The organism is Streptomyces sp. CC228A, assembly GCF_021390935.1.
Taxonomy (GTDB): domain Bacteria; phylum Actinomycetota; class Actinomycetes; order Streptomycetales; family Streptomycetaceae; genus Streptomyces.
Map to the genome: position 1 here is coordinate 100,418 of NZ_JAJPUI010000007.1, position 15,514 is coordinate 115,931.

General features: G+C 77.2%; 12 protein-coding genes. 2 read left to right on the forward strand and 10 right to left on the reverse strand.

What is annotated here, in order from left to right; genetic code table 11:
* Positions 1-49: 49 nt before the first annotated feature.
* The 3 genes from L6E17_RS20490 to argF form a co-directional block, all read right to left on the reverse strand.
* A complete protein-coding gene (locus tag L6E17_RS20490) occupies positions 50-2,326 on the reverse strand; it encodes a bifunctional salicylyl-CoA 5-hydroxylase/oxidoreductase (protein ID WP_236242470.1) in 2,277 nt (758 codons plus the stop codon).
* Positions 2,327-2,328: 2 nt separating this feature from the next.
* Positions 2,329-3,162, reverse strand: coding sequence for an enoyl-CoA hydratase family protein (locus tag L6E17_RS20495; RefSeq protein ID WP_236242213.1), 834 nt, complete (start codon positions 3,160-3,162; stop codon positions 2,329-2,331).
* 435 nt (positions 3,163-3,597) lie between these two features.
* Positions 3,598-4,599 carry an ornithine carbamoyltransferase gene (gene argF / locus L6E17_RS20500; protein WP_236242214.1) on the reverse strand — a complete coding sequence of 334 codons (1,002 nt, stop codon included), beginning with the start codon at positions 4,597-4,599 and terminating at the stop codon, positions 3,598-3,600.
* A gap of 263 nt (positions 4,600-4,862) precedes the next feature.
* Here argF and L6E17_RS20505 point away from each other — a divergent pair, with 263 nt between their 5' ends.
* Together L6E17_RS20505 and L6E17_RS20510 are read left to right on the forward strand one after the other, a co-directional pair.
* Positions 4,863-6,074, forward strand: coding sequence for a cytochrome P450 (locus tag L6E17_RS20505; RefSeq protein WP_236242215.1), 1,212 nt, complete (start codon positions 4,863-4,865; stop codon positions 6,072-6,074).
* Positions 6,071-6,298 carry a ferredoxin gene (locus tag L6E17_RS20510; protein ID WP_236242216.1) on the forward strand — a complete coding sequence of 76 codons (228 nt, stop codon included), beginning with the start codon at positions 6,071-6,073 and terminating at the stop codon, positions 6,296-6,298. Before L6E17_RS20505 ends, L6E17_RS20510 begins: the two co-directional genes overlap by 4 nt.
* Before the next feature lie 286 nt (positions 6,299-6,584).
* On the opposite strand, the gene L6E17_RS20515 is transcribed toward L6E17_RS20510, so the two are convergent.
* The 7 genes from L6E17_RS20515 to L6E17_RS20545 form a co-directional block, all read right to left on the reverse strand.
* Positions 6,585-7,817 carry an arginine deiminase gene (locus L6E17_RS20515; protein ID WP_236242217.1) on the reverse strand — a complete coding sequence of 411 codons (1,233 nt, stop codon included), beginning with the start codon at positions 7,815-7,817 and terminating at the stop codon, positions 6,585-6,587.
* A gap of 49 nt (positions 7,818-7,866) precedes the next feature.
* A complete protein-coding gene (locus L6E17_RS20520; protein ID WP_236242218.1) occupies positions 7,867-8,076 on the reverse strand; it encodes a hypothetical protein in 210 nt (69 codons plus the stop codon).
* A gap of 413 nt (positions 8,077-8,489) precedes the next feature.
* Entirely contained in the window at positions 8,490-9,566 is a 1,077-nt protein-coding gene (locus L6E17_RS20525; RefSeq protein WP_236242219.1) for a hypothetical protein, read from the reverse strand.
* Positions 9,500-10,666, reverse strand: coding sequence for a hypothetical protein (locus tag L6E17_RS20530; protein ID WP_236242220.1), 1,167 nt, complete (start codon positions 10,664-10,666; stop codon positions 9,500-9,502). The genes L6E17_RS20525 and L6E17_RS20530 overlap by 67 nt, the downstream gene beginning before the upstream one ends.
* The gene (locus L6E17_RS20535) at positions 10,666-11,985 is read right to left on the reverse strand and encodes an ATP-binding protein (protein WP_236242221.1); all 1,320 of its coding nucleotides are present in this window, start codon (positions 11,983-11,985) and stop codon (positions 10,666-10,668) included. Before L6E17_RS20535 ends, L6E17_RS20530 begins: the two co-directional genes overlap by 1 nt.
* Complete coding sequence (locus tag L6E17_RS20540) at positions 11,985-12,773, reverse strand: hypothetical protein (RefSeq protein ID WP_236242222.1); 789 nt, start codon at positions 12,771-12,773, stop codon at positions 11,985-11,987. The genes L6E17_RS20535 and L6E17_RS20540 overlap by 1 nt, the downstream gene beginning before the upstream one ends.
* A 366-nt stretch (positions 12,774-13,139) precedes the next feature.
* Positions 13,140-14,858, reverse strand: a complete 1,719-nt coding sequence (locus L6E17_RS20545; protein WP_236242223.1) for a hypothetical protein — start codon at positions 14,856-14,858, stop codon at positions 13,140-13,142.
* Between the last annotated feature and the right edge of the window lie 656 nt (positions 14,859-15,514).

Genomic DNA, 15,514 nt, shown 5'->3' on the forward strand with positions numbered 1-15,514 from the left:
GGGGCGGCCGGTCCGGGTCAGGGGACGGGACCGCCAGGGCAGGTGGACGTCAGCGGCGGGTGAGGGTCAGGCGGGGTTTGGGGGCGTCGGTGCGGCCCGTGGGGGGTGTGCGGCTGCCCGCGCGGTACGGGGCGGGCCAGGGGGCGGCGGGGCCGGTGTAGTCCTGGTCGGCGGCGGCGTGCAGGGTCCAGTGCGGGTCGTACAGGTGGGGGCGGGCCAGGGCGCACAGGTCGGCGCGGCCCGCCAGGATCAGGGAGTTGACGTCGTCCCAGGAGGAGATGGCGCCCACGGCGATGACGGGCACGCCCAGGGCGTTGCGGATGCGGTCCGCGTACGGAGCCTGGTAGGAGCGGCCGTACTCGGGGCGCTCGTCGGGGACGACCTGGCCGGTGGAGACGTCGAGGGCGTCGGCTCCGCGGGCGGCGAAGGCGCGGGCGATCTCCACGGCGTCGTCCGCGGTGGTGCCGCCCGCCGCCCAGTCGGTCGCCGAGATGCGGACCGTCATGGGGCGGTCGTCGGGCCACGCCTCGCGGACGGCGTCGAAGACCTCCAGGGGGTAGCGGAGCCGCCCGGCCAGGTCGCCGCCGTAGGCGTCGGTGCGGTGGTTGGTGAGCGGGGAGAGGAAGCCGGACAGCAGGTAGCCGTGGGCGCAGTGCAGTTCGAGGAGGTCGAAGTCCGCCTCGGCGGCGCGGCGGGCCGCCGCGGCGAACTGCTCGCGCACCGCGGTCATGCCCGCGCGGTCCAGCGCGTGCGGGACCTGGTTGACGCCGGACCGGTACGGGAGGGGGGAGGCGGCGACCAGGGGCCAGTTGCCGGCGTCGAGGGGCTGGTCGATGCCCTCCCACATGAGTTTCGTGGACCCCTTGCGGCCGGAGTGGCCGAGCTGGACGCCGAGGGCCGTGCCGGGGGCGCGGGTGTGCACGAACTCCGCGATCCGGCGCCACGCCGCCGCCTGCCCGTCGGTGTAGAGGCCGGTGCAGCCGGGGGTGATGCGGCCCTCCGGGCTCACGCACACCATCTCCGTCATGACGAGCCCGGCGCCGCCGAGGGCGCGGGCGCCGAGGTGGACCAGGTGGAAGTCGCCGGGGACGCCGTCCTGCGCCACGTACATGTCCATCGGGGACACGACGACGCGGTTGCGGAGCGTCAGGCCGCGCAGCCGGAACGGGGTGAACATGGGCGGGGTGTCCGGGGGGCAGCCGAAGTCCCGCTCGACGGCGTCGGTGAAGGCCCGGTCGCGCAGCCGCAGATTGCCGTGGGTGACGCGGCGGCTGCGGGTGAGCAGGTTGAACGCGAACTGGCGGGGCGGCTGGTCGACGTACCGCGCGGTGTCCTCGAACCAGCGGAGGCTGGCGGCCGCGGCCCGCTGCACGGACTCGACGACGGGGCGGCGCTCGGCCTCGTACGCGGTCAGCGCGGCCGGCAGGTCCGGCTGCTCCTCGACGCACGCGGCGAGCGCGAGGGCGTCCTCGACGGCGAGCTTGGTGCCGGAGCCGATGGAGAAGTGCGCGGTGTGCGCGGCGTCGCCGAGGAGCACGATCCGGCCGTCGTGCGACCAGCGCCGGTTGACGACGGTGCGGAACACCGTCCAGGAGGAGGTGCCGGACCGCAGGGGCCGGCCGCGCAGCGCCTCGGAGAAGATCTTGGCGCAGCGTGCGACGGACTCCCCGGTGGGGAGTTCGTCGAGTCCGGCGGCGCGCCAGACGTCCTCGTGCATCTCGATGATGACGGTGGAGGCGTCCGGCGCGTAGGGGTAGCCGTGGAGCTGCATGACGCCGTGCTCCGTCTCGGCGATCTCGAAGCGGAACGCGTCGAACGCGAAGTCGGCGGCGAGCCAGATGTAGCGGCACCGGTGCGGGGTGAGGTGCGGGCCGAAGACGTCGGCGTGGGCCGCGCGGGTGCGGCTGTGCACCCCGTCGGCCGCGATGACGAGGTCGTGGGTCCGTGCCAGCTCGGCGGCGGGCGGGGCCTCCGTGCGGAAGCGGAGCCGCACGCCGAGGCCGGAGCAGCGGTCGTGGAGGACCTTCAGGAGGGTACGGCGGCCGAGGGCTGCGAACCCGTGCCCGCCGGAGGTGAGGAGGCGGCCGCGGTGGGCGATGTCGATGTCGTCCCAGCGGACGAACTCCCGCCGCAGCGCGCGGTACACGTCCGGGTCGGCGTGCTCGATGCCGCCGAGGGTCTCGTCGGACAGGACGACGCCGAAGCCGAAGGTGTCGTCGGGGGCGTTGCGCTCCCAGACGGTGACCTCGCGGGCCGGGTCGAGGCGCTTGAGGAGGGCCGCGGCGTAGAGCCCGCCGGGGCCGCCCCCGATGACGGCGGCGCGCATGGTCACCGCCCCTGCCACTCGGGGGGCCGCTTCGCGGTGAAGGCGGCGTGGAACTCGGCGTAGTCCCGGCCGTTCATGAGGAGGGCCTGGGTGGCGGCGTCGAGTTCCACGGCCGCGGCGAGCGGCATGTCCAGCTCGGCGGTGAGCAGCGCCTTCGTCTGCGCGTAGGCGAGGGCGGGCCCGTCGGCGAGGTGGCGGGCGAGCGCGGCGGCGCGGGCGTCGGCTCCGCCCTCGCCGGTGAGTTCGCTGACCAGGCCGATGCGCTCGGCCTCGGCGGCGTGCACGGGCTCGCCGAGCATGAGCAGGCGGGTGGCGTGGCCGAGGCCGACGACGCGCGGCAGCAGGTACGCGGCCCCCATGTCGCCGCCGGACAGTCCGACCTTGGTGAACAGGAACGCGAACCGGGCGGAGGGGTCGGCGATCCGGAAGTCGGCGGCGAGCGCGAGAACGGCCCCGGCCCCGGCCGCCACGCCGTGCAGGGCGGCGACGACGGGGAACGGGGCCTCGCGCAGGGCGCGGACGACCTGGCCGGTCATCCGGTTGAAGTCGAGGAGCTGGGCGGTGTCCATGGCGAGGGTCGCGCCGATGATGTCGTCCACGTCCCCGCCCGAGCAGAAGCCGCGGCCCTCCCCGGCGAGGACGAGGGCGCGGACGGCGCGTTCCCGGGACAGCTGGGCGAGCAGGTCGCGCAGGTCGGCGTAGGCGCCGAAGGTGAGGGCGTTCAGCTTGGCCGGGCGGGCGAGGGTGACGGTGGCGACGCCGTCGTCCACGGCCAGTCTCAGGTGCCGCCAGGAAGCGGCCTCGGTGCGGGGCGCGGAACCGGTGAACGGGCTCATGCGGTGCGGCCTCCCTACGGCGTCGCGTCGTCGGCGGCGCCGGTGCCTTCCCTGTCTTCTCCGTCCTCCGAAGCTATCACCGTTCTGTGACTTCCGTCATGATGACGCGATACGACGACGGCGCATGCCGGTCCCTCCCGGGGCGCGGCCGCCGCGCACGGCCCCGCGGGGGCCCGGCGGTCCGGCACGCGTGGGGCCTTCGCCCTGCGGGGCCCGGCGGTCCGGCACACCTGCGGCCTTCGCCTGCGACCCGCGCCGCACGGCCGCCGTACCGGGGGCCGCTGCACCCGTAAGGGTTCGGGGGCCGCGGTGATCGCGCGGGCTCGGGGGCCGCGGTGCCCGGCGGTCCGGCGCCCGCGCGGGCCGGGGGCCGCGGCGTTCGGTACGGCCGCCGGAGGCGCCCGCCCGGGCCGTGCCGGGGGCAGGCCTCGGGGGCTATCCCGCGAGGGTGGCGACGAGCAGTGCCTTGATGGTGTGGAGGCGGTTCTCGGCCTCGTCGAAGACGACGGAGTGCTCGGACTCGAAGACCTCGTCGGAGACCTCCAGCTCGGTGATGCCGTGCCGCTCGTGGATCTCGCGGGCCACCGCGGTCCCGAGGTCGTGGAAGGCCGGGAGGCAGTGCAGGAACCTGACGTCCGGGTTCCCGGTGGCGCGCAGCACGTCCATGGTGACGGCGTAGGGGGCGAGGGCGGCGATGCGCTCGTCCCACACCTCCTTGGGCTCGCCCATGGAGACCCACACGTCGGTGGCGACGAAGTCGGCGCCCCGCACGCCCTCCTCGACGTCCTCGGTGAGGGTGATGCGGGCCCCGCTCTCCTCGGCCGCCTTCCGGGCCTGCGCGAGGACGTCCTCGGCGGGCCAGTAGGCCGCGGGGGCGGCGATGCGGATGTCCATGCCGAGGAGGGCGCCGGTGACCAGGTACGAGTTGCCCATGTTGTAGCGGGCGTCCCCGAGGTAGGTGAAGGCGACCCGGTCGAGGGGCTTGTCGGTGTGCTCGGTGACCGTCAGCACGTCGGCGAGCATCTGGGTGGGGTGCCAGTCGTCGGTGAGCCCGTTGTAGACCGGGACCCCGGCGTACGCGGCGAGCTGCTCCACGTCGTCCTGGCTGTCGCCGCGGTACTGGATCGCGTCGAACATGCTGCCGAGGACGCGGGCGGTGTCCCGCACGGACTCCTTGTGGCCGAGCTGGGAACCGGACGGGTCGAGGTACGTCGTGGAGGCGCCCTGGTCGGCCGCGGCCACCTCGAAGGCGCAGCGCGTACGGGTGGACGTCTTCTGGAAGAGCAGGGCGATGTGCCTGCCGCGCAGCCGCTGCACCTCGGTGCCCGCCTTCTTGGCCGCCTTGAGCTCCGCGGCGAGGCGGACCAGGCTGCGGAACTCGTCGGCGGTGAAGTCCAGCTCCTTGAGGAAGTGGCGGCCGGTGAGGGCGGTAGCCATGGGGACTCCTGGGTGGTGCGGGGCGGATCGAGACGGTGGAAGTGTATACGAAGGTCGGTATGTATATACGCACCCCCCTGTGAGCTGCCGACCCGCGACCGCTCCCCCGGCCCTGCCAGCCTGCGGCCGCTCCCCCCGCCCCTACCAGCCTGCGGCGGCTCCCCTGCCCCCGCCCGCCGGGTTGCGCCATACGCACCGTTGACCCGCCCTCGCGCCGCTCCTACGTTCGTCAGCGCTCGCCTCGACGACAGGAGACCACCGAGATGACGACCGTCAGCGACCACGGGCGGACCCCTTCCCCCGCCCCGGTCCCGTACCCCTTCAACGAACCGGACGGCCTGGAGCTGGCCGAGGACTACGGACGCGTGCTGGAGCGCCCCGGCCTGTTACGCGTGCGGATGGCCTACGGCGAGCCCGCCTGGCTGGCCACCCGGTACGCCGACGCGCGGCTCGTCCTCGGCGACCGGCGCTTCAGCCGGGCGGAGGGGCGCCACCACGACGAGCCCCGGCAGTCCGAGGCCCGCCAGGACAGCGGCATCCTCGGGATGGACCCGCCGGAGCACACCCGGCTGCGGACCCTCGTGGCGAAGGCCTTCACCGTGCACCGCGTGGAGAAGCTCCGGCCGCAGGTGCGGGAGCTCGCGCACGGCCTCCTCGACGGGATGGAGGCCATGGGCCCGCCCGTCGACCTCGTCGAGCACTACGCCCTGCCGATCCCCGTCGCCGTGATCTGCCGGATGCTCGGCGTCCCCGAGGAGGACCGGCCGCGCTTCCGGGTGTGGAGCGACGCGATGCTCTCCACCAGCTCGCTCACGGCGGAGGAGTTCTTCCGCCACCAGGAGGACCTGCGCGCCTACATGGCCGGGTTGATCGCGGACCACCGCGCGGACCCGCGCCCCGACCTGATGACCGCGCTCATCGACGCGCGGGACACCGGGGACCGGCTGAGCGAGCTGGAGCTGATCGACCTGTGCCGCGGCATCCTCGTCGCCGGGCACGAGACCACCGCCAGCCAGATCCCGAACTTCCTCTACGCCCTGCTGGACCATCCGGACCAGCTCGCCCTGCTGCGCGAGCGGCCCGAGCTGATCGCGGGCGCGGTGGAGGAGCTGCTGCGGTTCGTCCCGCTGGGCAGCGGCGCCGCGTTCCCGCGGTACGCCACGGAGGACGTCGAGGTGGGCGGCACGCTCGTACGGGCCGGTGAACCGGTGCTGGTGGCGGTCGGCGCCGCCAACCGCGACGCGCTCAGGTTCGACGGGCCGGGGAAGCTGGACGTGACCCGCACAGGGGTGCAGCACCTGGCCTTCGGCCACGGCGTCCACCACTGCCTGGGCGCGCCGCTGGCCCGCCTGGAGCTCCAGGAGGCGCTGCTGGCGCTGATCACCCGGTTCCCGGCGCTGCGGCCGGCAGGGGACGTGGTCTGGAAGAAGGAGATGCTGGTGCGCGGGCCGCGCGAGATGCCGGTGGGGTGGTGAGCCGCGTGGCGTGGAGCCTGGAGGTGGCGAAGGACCGGTGCATGGGGTCGGGGATGTGCGCGGCGCTGGCGCCGGAGCTGTTCCGGCTGGACGACGCCGAACGCGCCGAGCCGGTGCGACGGGACATCGCGGCTGACGAGCGCGCCCTCGACGCGGCCGACTCCTGCCCGGCGCTGGCCATCGCCGTACGGGAAGGCCCCCGCACCGTGGGCCCTCGGCCCTGAGGGGTGCGCAGGGGTGCGGCGGCGTGCGGGGGTGAGGGGCGCGGCTCCGCCTGCCCGTGAGGGGCGCGGGGGTATGGCGCCCTCTGCCGCCCCGTGACGGCGGACGTGATGCGTCCGCTTCCCGGGGCGGCCCGGCCCTACGTGCGCGGGCCCCCGCTCCGCAGCGGTGAAGGCGCTGCGAGGCGGGGGCCCGGGGCCGCGGGGCTCGCGCGGGACGGCGGGGCCCCGCGGCGCCCGGCCGGGTGCGGCAGCGCCGGGGCGCGGCAGGCCGCACGGGCGCTGCGGCCTATGCGGCGTCCCGCTCCACGGGGCAGCTCATGCAGCGCGGCCCGCCCCGGCCGCGGCCCAGCTCACTGCCCGGGATCTCGATCACCTCGATGCCCTCGCGCCGCAGGTACGTGTTGGTGGTGACGTTGCGTTCGTACGCCACGACGACGCCGGGCTCCACGGCGAGGACGTTGCAGCCGTCGTCCCACTGCTCGCGCTCCGCGGACCGCACGTCCTGGCTGGGGGTGAGCACCCGGATGGACGGCAGCCCCAGGGCGGCCGCTATGGCCTGGTGCATGTGCTCGGCGGGGTGGTCGGTGACCCTGAGGGGCCGCGCCCCCTCGCCCGGCTCGATCGTGTACGAGCGGAGCATGCCGAGGCCGGCGTACTGGGTGAAGGTGTCGGGCGTGACCATGGTCATCACGGTGTCGAGGTGCATGAACGCCCGCCGCTTCGGCATGTCCAGGGCGACGATGGTGTGGGCGGACCCCGCCGCGAACAGGCCGCGCGCCAGCATCTCCACGGCCTGCGGGGTGGTGCGCTCGCTCATGCCGATGAGCACGGCGCCGTTGCCGAGGACCAGGACGTCCCCGCCCTCGATCGTCGACGGGTAGTCGTCCTGCCCCTCCGACCAGTGGTGGAAGGCCCCGGCCTCGGGGCCCGTGAACAGCGGATGGTGCTTGTAGATCGCCTCGAAGTGGACGGTCTCCCGCTGCCGGGCGGGCCACCGCATCGGGTTGATGGACACGCCGTCGTAGATCCACGTGGAGGTGTCCCGGGTGAACAGGTGGTTGGGGAGGGGCGGCAGGAGGAAGTCGTCCGGATCCATGACGTGGAAGCGGACGGACGCGGGCTCGTCGTGACCGGAGAGGAACTCCCGCTTCGTCATCCCGCCGACCAGCGCCTCCACCAGGCGGGGGGTGTCCATGGCGTCGAACGCCGCACGCAGGTGGTCCGTGGCGAGCGGGCCGTACTCCTTCTCGTCGAAGACCCGGTCGAGGACGAGCTTGCGGGCTGCGGGCAGTTCCAGGGCCTCCCGCAGCAGGTCCCCGAACAGGTGGACGGTGACGCCCCGATCGGCGAGGACGTCGGCGAACCCGTCGTGCTCCTGGCGGGCCCGCCGCACCCACAGGACGTCGTCGAACAGCAGGGCGTCCTTGTTGGTCGGCGTGAGCCGTTTCAGCTCCAGGTCGGGGCGGTGCAGGATGACGCGGCGCAGCCGCCCGGTCTCGGAGTCGACGTGGAATCCCATCCCCCCATCCTGGCCGAGGGAGGCGTCCGACGCACCGTCACGGTCTCGGTCACGTACGCAGCATCAGCACCACCGCGGTGACGATCAGGGCCATCAGCACGCCCACACCGGCGCCGACGACGACGTACGGCCTGGCGTCGTGGCCCCCGCCCCGCGGGGGCCCGTCGGGCGGAGCCGGCCCGGGGCCATCCCCGCCGGCCGGTGCGGCGGCGCGGAGTCCCGCCCTCGGCGTGGCGGGTCCGGGCGCCGGACGCCCCACGTGGGGTGCTCGTCCGGCTGCCCGGCCGTCGGCGCCCACGGGCGGTCGGGGGCGTCGCCGCGGCCGTGAGCCGGGTGCGCGGCGGCCGGTTCGGCGGGCGCCCACCGGATGTCGCCCGAACCACTGCGCTGCCGCTCGGAGTTCGGGGCGTCCGCAGGCGGCGGGTACGTGCCGGGCGGGGGCGGGTCGCCGAGGGGCGCCGGGCCCGGCCCCACCGGTCCGGTGACGGGAGCGGGGCCTGCGCCGGTACGGACGCCGTCAAGCGGGGACCTGCCGGTGCGGGGCCGGGCTCCGGCGAGTCGCCCCGCCACGCCGGACCCGTCCCCGCAGCGCCGGCGCCGGAAGCGCGCCCCACCCACGGACGGACGGCATCGGCAGCCGGACCGGCCGCGACCGGACCGGGCTCCGGCCGGTCATCCCGCCACGCCGGGCCTACCCCCACCGCGCCGACCTCGGCCGCCCGGCCCGCCCCTGCGGGCACGGCACCCGAAGCGGGACCTGCCGGTGCGGCACCGGGCTCCGGCGAGTCGCCCCGCCACGCCGGACCCGCCCCCGCCGCGCCGGCGCCGGAAGCGCCCCGCCCACGGACGGACGGCATCGGCAGCCGGACCGGCCGCGACCGGACCGGGCTCCGTCGCATCGCCGTGTCGACCCCAGCCCGCCCCCGCCGGGTCAGCGTCAGGAGCCTGGCGGCCCTTCCCTGCGCGGAGGGCATCGGCCGCCGGGCCCGCCGGTACGGAGTCCAGTGGGGCGGCGGGTCCGGTGCGCGGCGGCGGGTCCACCGGGAACGCGCCTGTGCCAGGCGAACCCTCCCCGGCGATGGGTCCGCCGCGGCCGCCGGGCCTCTGGCGGAGGCGTCCGGGGGCGTCCGCCCCGCGTACCCGGCCCCTGCTCAGGGCCGCCCCCGGCGCCGGGCCCGAGCTGCCCGCCCGGGGGCGGGGCGTGCCGTCCTGCGCGGTCCGCCACCCGGCGCCGCGCGCGTCACAGGCCGCCGCAGCGGAGGCGCCGTGGGGTCCCGTCCGGTCGGCGGGCTCTGCCGGGCCCGCCGACCGGGCGGGCGGAGCGGGGCGGCGGGTCCTGGCTGCCTTCAGGAGGGCCTGCCACGTGGTCTCCGGCAGGCCGGGCGACGGGGCGTCGGTGATCCGGCGGACGGCGGCCCGCGCCGCGGCGTGCGGGCTCGTGAACAGGCGGGGCAGCAGCCGCGTCACCTCGGCGGCCAGCTCCGGGTCCCCCAGCAGGGGGCGCACCGCCCACCCGTAGAGCGCCGCCGCGTTCGCGGCCCGCACCGCGTCGCCGGGGTGGGGGCCGGGCCCTGCCCGCTCGGTGACGAACAGCTCCATGCGCAGCAGCACCGCGCACAGGGCGGTGCGCTGCTCGCGGCCCCAGCCCGGCCACCGCCCGGCCGCCTCCTTCATGAGCAGCGTCAGGCCCTCGTAGCGGGCTCCCAGGCGCAGGGCCCGCAGCAGCTCGTCGTCGGACGCCCGGGACACCGTCTCGGCGGCGTGCGGTGCGAAGGGGTCGTCGAGCGCGGCCCGCACGTCGCCCCGCTCGGGTCCGCGGCGCGACCCGCCGCCCTGGGCGGCGCCCAGCAGGCGCCCCACCGGCGACCGGTCCCCGGCGGGGGCGGGCCACTCCGGGGGCACGGTGCCGACCGGCTGCGGCTCCGGGGGCGGGGCCTGCGGGGCGGGCCGCAGCAGCGGCAGCGCCGCCTCTGCCAGCGCCAGCAGCGGCAGCCCGCGGTTGCGGGAGGCGACGCGCCGCAGGGCCTCCCCACCGCGTACTCCTCGCGCAGCTGGTGGCGGACGAGGGCCTCCGCGACGGCCTCCGCGCGGTCGCCGCACCGCTCGGCGGGGTCGACGCGCCTGCGGTTCCCGGCCGCGGCGGCGGCGCCGCTCCAGCGGCTGACGAACACGAACCTCAGCTGGTCGGTCTCGTCGGTGTCGTGCGTGGCGAAGGTCCAGCCCCGTACCGCCTGGCCGCCGAAGACGCCGTGCAGGCCCCACAGCACCGGGCAGGCGGCGGTGCCGGCCGGGTCGAGCAGGGTGAAGGACGCCGTCGGGTGGCGCAGGAACTCGGCCACCGCGCCGGTCAGTTCGTACCGCACCCGGGGCAGCGCCGCGGTCAGCGCCCGCAGCCCCTCGTCGGCGGCGGCCACCAGCGGCGCCTCCGCCACCCGCGGCAGCCGCCCCCGCACCTCGGCGAGCGGCAGGTCCGCGCCCTGCCAGGACCAGCCGTGCAGGCCCAGGCACGTCGCCGGGTCGAGCACCGCGGCCGGCCCGAGCAGGGCGTGGCACAGGGTGCCGGCGCGGCCGCCCGCGTCCCGCCAGGGGGCCCGCCGCACCAGCAGCACCTCGTCCGCGCGCTCCAGCCGCAGCAGTGCCGGTGCGGTGACCTCGCCGGTGCCGCGCAGCAGCGCCCCCGTCCTGCGGAACAGGTCGTCGGCCCGCTCGGGCGGGCAGGAGCAGGCCACGGGCCCGAAGCCGGTGGTGCCCGACAGGTTCTCGGTGTCCCAGCGGAAGACGACCTGGTCCACCGACCGGTCGTGGCCCCAGGCGTCGGCCCGGCCCCGCGGGTCGTGCAGTGCGGCCATCAGATGCCCACCTCTTCCTCGTCCACTCCCGGCAGCAGCCCGCACATCGCGAACAGCGACAGCAGGGGCGCCAGCACCCGCCGGGGCCGCACGCCGTGCGGGAAGTGGTCGTGCCGCGCCTCCCCTCCGGTCGCCGCGACGAAGTGCAGCGTGCAGCGCGCGCAGTCGTCGAACGGCCTGAGCCATGCCGCCGTGGCGTACCGCCCCACGAACGCGTAGGCGTCCCTGCTCTCCTCGCGGACCTCGTCCGGCCGGAACACCGGCGGCTGGGAGCGGCCCAGCCACCGGTCGACGGCCGGTTCGACCCGTATGAGGTCGCTCTTGTTGACGGCGATGGCGGCGGGCGCGGCGACATAGGGGCCCGCGGTGCGCGGGATGCGGTTGAGGACGGTCGTGAACGCCTCGTCGCCGAGGTCGCGCTGGCGCAGTCCGTGCAGGGCCCGCAGCGGGTCGAGGGACGCGAGCCGCAGGGCGCGCAGCGGGTCCAGGACGAAGAGGAACGCGTCGACGCCCCTCAGGAACCGCGTCACCTCGCCGTCCTGGGCGAGGTCCTCGCCCGCCAGGTCGAAGAAGACCACCGGCCTGGTGGGTCCCCGCCCGCTGACCAGGAGTCCGTCGGCGAACCGCGCGAAGGTCTGCTGGCCGGTCCTGCCCAGCTCCCGGCCCTGCTGGAGGCTCTGCACCCGCTCCCGCAGGAACGTGCGGTGGGTGTCCGGGTTCAGGGGCAGGCACTTGAGTCCGTACGGTTCGAGGCCGCCCTGCTCGACCTCGCCCAGCATCGCCGCGAGCAGGTGGGTCTTGCCGACGCCGGAGCTGCCGACGAGGGCGATGGACACGGGCCGGCCGTGCCTGAGGTACGGCACGGGCAGTTCGTGCAGCTGGTCCTCGTCGGCGTGCGGGCACGGCTGGTACGCCTTGCGCAGGGCGTCCTCGACGTGGGCGCGCCGGTGTTCCCCGCTCAGGTCGAGGGGGATGCGCGCGCCGCGGGCGTCGATCGTCACGAGGCGGGTCTCGTCGTAGGCGACGGGCAGCAGGCAGTGCGGGCAGAGGCGCTCCGGTGCGGCCGGGTCCGGGCCCAGGCGGGGAGCGGGCGGCGGGGCGGCGGGCGGCGGGGTGCCGGTGCGGCCGAAGAGGTGCTGCAGGAGGGTGCCGCGGCGGGTCGGCGGCCCCGCTGCGGGTGCGGGGTCGGGGACCCGGCCGATGCCGAGCGCGTCGCGTTTGCGGGCCAGTTGGGCGTCGTGTTCGGCGCGGCCGCGGGCCAGCGCGTCGGAGCCGCCCGCGGACGCGGCCAGCGGGTCGGGCGCGTTGAGGAGGCGCATCAGCTCGGCGGGGGCGGGCCGCCCGGCGGCGGCGGCGTGGAAGGCGCCGCCGTGGGCGAGGGCGGTGAGGCCCCGGAAGTCGGCCAGGTCGGCCGGGGGCCCGCGCCCCGGTCGGGGCGCCCGGCGAGGAGGAAGTACATCAGCTGGGCCACCGACCACAGGTCGTCGCGGGGGTCGGCCGCCCCGGTGCCCTGCCGCTGTTCGGGGGACGCCCACGGGGCCGCGCCCGCGGCTTCCCTGGGCTCGCCGGTGCGCAGCGCCGCGTGCGGTTCGCAGAGTCGCACGTGCCGGCCGTCCCAGCGGACCGTCTCGGGTCCGATGGCGCGGTGCACGAAGCCCGCGGCGTCCAGCAGGCGGACGGCGAGGACGAGTTGGGCGAGGATCCGCTGCTGCTCGGCGACGCCGAGGGCGCCGCCGAGGGTGGCGAGGGGTTCGGCGTCGGCGATCCGGTAGAGGACGAACGGCTCCGGCGCGTCGAGGTCGTAGCCCACCACGCGGGTGAAGACCTCGACGAACGGCGCATCCCCGTAGCGCCGTTCGAGTGCCACCGCGGCGGCGGCCTCCCGTTCGAGGGCGTTCATGGCGCGCGGGTCGCAGGGCGCGGGGATGCGGTACTGGAGGACGGTCCAGTCGACGCCCAGGGTGACGGCGCGGGCGAGCCGGCCGGGCGGCCCGGGCAGCTCGCGATCGCGGCCGAAGCGGGCGGGGAACCGCATGGCGGTGCCGTCGTGGGTGCGGAACGACAGTTCGCCCGCGGCGGGCGGGTGGGGCGGTGCGGGGCGCGTCATGACGGCCGGCCCTCCTGCCCTTCCCCGGACGCCTCCCGCACGGTCCTGACGGCGTCGTGGCGGAGCGGTACGAGTCCGAGGACCCCGGCGTGGCGCCCGGCGGGGTCCACACGACGTCCTCGGCGCGGTCGGCGGACGGGTACGGGTCGGGGTGGGCGGCGAGCCGGTCGCGGTGCGCGGCCGCCGGGTGGTCGTCGCGGTCGGCGGCGCCGCGCCGGAACGCCTCGGGTGCGAACCGGACCCGGCGCACCGCCTGCGGGTCGGCGGACAGCAGCCGCCGGTGCTGCGGCCCGCACAGCGGCACGGTCGGTTCTGCGGCGCCGCCCGCGGCGAGCAGCCCGGCGACCCGGTCGGGGGCGACGCCGGTCAGCCGGGCCGCGTCGGGGCGGCGCTCCGGGTGGCGGTCGTACGGCGGCGGGGACGTCGCGGCGTCCGCAGGAGCCGGCCGTACACCTCGTCCAGCAGTTCCCGCACGGGCGCGTCGAGGGGGGTGCGGCCGGCCTGCGCCGGGTCCCGTTCGATGCGCGCCCAGCAGGTGGTGAGGACGTCGCGCGCCCCGGCGGCGAGGTCGGCGACGAGGGTGTCGACGAGGTCGGGGCCGCCGTCGCCGCGCTCGCGCTCCAGCCACGGCGGTTCGGCGGCGGCGCCGGGCGGGGGCCATGGGTGGTCGCCGCCGCCGCTGCCGCCGTCCCGCGCTCCGGCGCCGTGCACCGCGTGCCGGCCCCGCGTGCCGGGCGGCGCGTACCCGTCGGGTGCGTGCTCCCCGTCGCCGGTCCGGTGCGGCGCGGCGTCCGGGGGCGGGCCGCCGTGCCCGGCGTCCGGCCCGTACGGCGAGCCGCTGCCGCGGGGCGCGCCGTAGACGCCGTGCTCCGGCGGGTGGCCGGGCGCGCCGGGCTGCCCGCCGTCCGCGGGCCAGGCGAGCGGGTCCTGCGGGACGGACCCGGTGCCGGCGGGCGGCCCCGGCGGGCGGGCGCCGGGGGCGGCAGGCTCGGCGGCGTACCAGCCGTCCCCGGCGGAGCTGTCGCCCCACCGGTCCCAGTCCCAGGGGTCGCCGCCGTCCGGCGCTCCGGGCGCCTGGGCGTGGGCGGCGCCGGCGTGCGGGCCGCCGCCGTACGGGGAGGGGTCCCCGGGCCCGGTCGGCTCGCCGTGCCGGTCGGCCGCCGCGGCGAGGCCGCGCAGCAGCAGTGCCGCGGCGCGTGCGCCGTCCGAGCAGTGGTGTCTGACGTCGGCGAACATCCAGTCATGCACGGCGGTCTCGGCCAGCAGCCGGTCGACCCCGGCGGCGACGCGTGAGGCGTACTCGGCGTCCGTGCGGCGCCACCACGCGTCCACCGACCGCATCCAGTCCCGTACGGCGAGGACGACGGCGGCGACCAGTGCGAGGAGCACCAGCGGTGCCCCGGCCCACGCGGGCGGGCCGAGCAGGGCTCCCGCCGCGGCCCCGGCCGCGCCTCCCGCGAGGCCGCCGGCCAGCCGGGCGGCCACCCGGGTGGTGGCGCCGCCGTCGCGGCCGCCGTCGGGCGACCGGTTGGGGCGGCGCCACCGCATCAGGGCGCCGAGGGCCCCGGCGGCGAGCCCGACGGCGGGGCCGAGGTACCAGCCGGGGCCGGGCCACAGCCCGGCCGCGAATGCCGGGCCTCCCGCGGTGAGGGCGGCGGCCGCGCGGCCGCCGCCGGCGTGGAAGCGGGGCGGCCGCGCCAGGTGGCGCAGGTACGCCGGGTCGCAGACCTCGTCCAGCCGGGCGAGGCGGGCCGCGCTGCCCGCCGGGGCGGTGCGGTCGGACAGGGAGGCGAGCCGGGCGGCCGCCGACCGCAGCGGGAGGCGCTGGTCGAGGAGCCGCTCGGTGAGGTCCCGCAGCGCGGGCACCACCCGGGCGCGGGACGCGGCGGGCAGGTCGGGCAGGACGATGCCGCGTTCGAGGAGCCGGGCGCGCTGCTCGGGGGTGAGGCGTACGCCGTCGGCGTCGGTGAACGCCCCGGCGACGGTGTCCCGGTAGCGCTCCAGGGCGCGGCCCAGGTCGTCGAGGCGGCCCGGCAGGTCGGCCGTGCGGGTCGCGCCGGCCAGCAGCCCGGCCGGGCCGCGCACCCGGCGGTGGCGGCGCGGGCGTCCTCCAGCGCCTCGTCGCAGGCGCGGCGCCGGGCGGCGGCCGGGCGTGCGGGGTCCAGCCAGGTGTGGCCGTGCACGGCGTCGGGCAGCGAGTCGTCGAGCAGCACGGCCAGTTCGGACGGCACGGCGTCGCCGGGGCCGGCGCCGGGGGCCTCCTGGCCGGCCAGGGCGTCGAGGGCCTGCTTCCACGCGCGGGTGCGGGCCTCGTCGGTCAGGTCGTGCTCCACGACCCGTACGGACGGGACGGCGACTCCGTGCACGATGTCGCCGAGCGCCCGCAGCGCGGCGTCGAACACCTCGGGCTGGGCGAGGAGTTCGACGAGGGGGCGCAGGCCGTCGGGGTCGCCCGCGGTGAGCGGGTCGAGGAGCCACAGCACCCCGGCGGCGGGCGGCCGCAGGGTGAGGGGGCGGCGCAGGACGCGGTCCTCGGGGCTGCCGACGGCCAGGCAGACGATGCGGGCGGGGCCGTAGGAGTAGAGCTGCTCGTACAGGAACTGGTGCGCGACGAGCCGGTCGGCGTCGTCCACGACGACGAAGCGCCGCTCGTCGCCGCCAACGGGGTTGATATCGCGTCACTCCTTCGGGGTGACGAACGCTATGGGCTGCTTATAGGCCCGTCAACACGCGGCGAATCA

Excerpts from the sequence above, each read along its gene's own strand:
- L6E17_RS20540 (WP_236242222.1), bottom strand. The coding sequence starts at position 12,773 with ATGACGCGCCCCGCACCGCCCCACCCGCCCGCCGCGGGCGAACTGTCG.
- argF (WP_236242214.1), bottom strand. The coding sequence starts at position 4,599 with ATGGCTACCGCCCTCACCGGCCGCCACTTCCTCAAGGAGCTGGACTTC.
- L6E17_RS20505 (WP_236242215.1), top strand. The coding sequence starts at position 4,863 with ATGACGACCGTCAGCGACCACGGGCGGACCCCTTCCCCCGCCCCGGTC.
- L6E17_RS20515 (WP_236242217.1), bottom strand. The coding sequence starts at position 7,817 with ATGGGATTCCACGTCGACTCCGAGACCGGGCGGCTGCGCCGCGTCATC.
- L6E17_RS20490 (WP_236242470.1), bottom strand. The coding sequence starts at position 2,326 with ATGCGCGCCGCCGTCATCGGGGGCGGCCCCGGCGGGCTCTACGCCGCG.
- L6E17_RS20535 (WP_236242221.1), bottom strand. The coding sequence starts at position 11,985 with ATGCGCCTCCTCAACGCGCCCGACCCGCTGGCCGCGTCCGCGGGCGGC.
- L6E17_RS20495 (WP_236242213.1), bottom strand. The coding sequence starts at position 3,162 with ATGAGCCCGTTCACCGGTTCCGCGCCCCGCACCGAGGCCGCTTCCTGG.
- L6E17_RS20530 (WP_236242220.1), bottom strand. The coding sequence starts at position 10,666 with ATGGCCGCACTGCACGACCCGCGGGGCCGGGCCGACGCCTGGGGCCAC.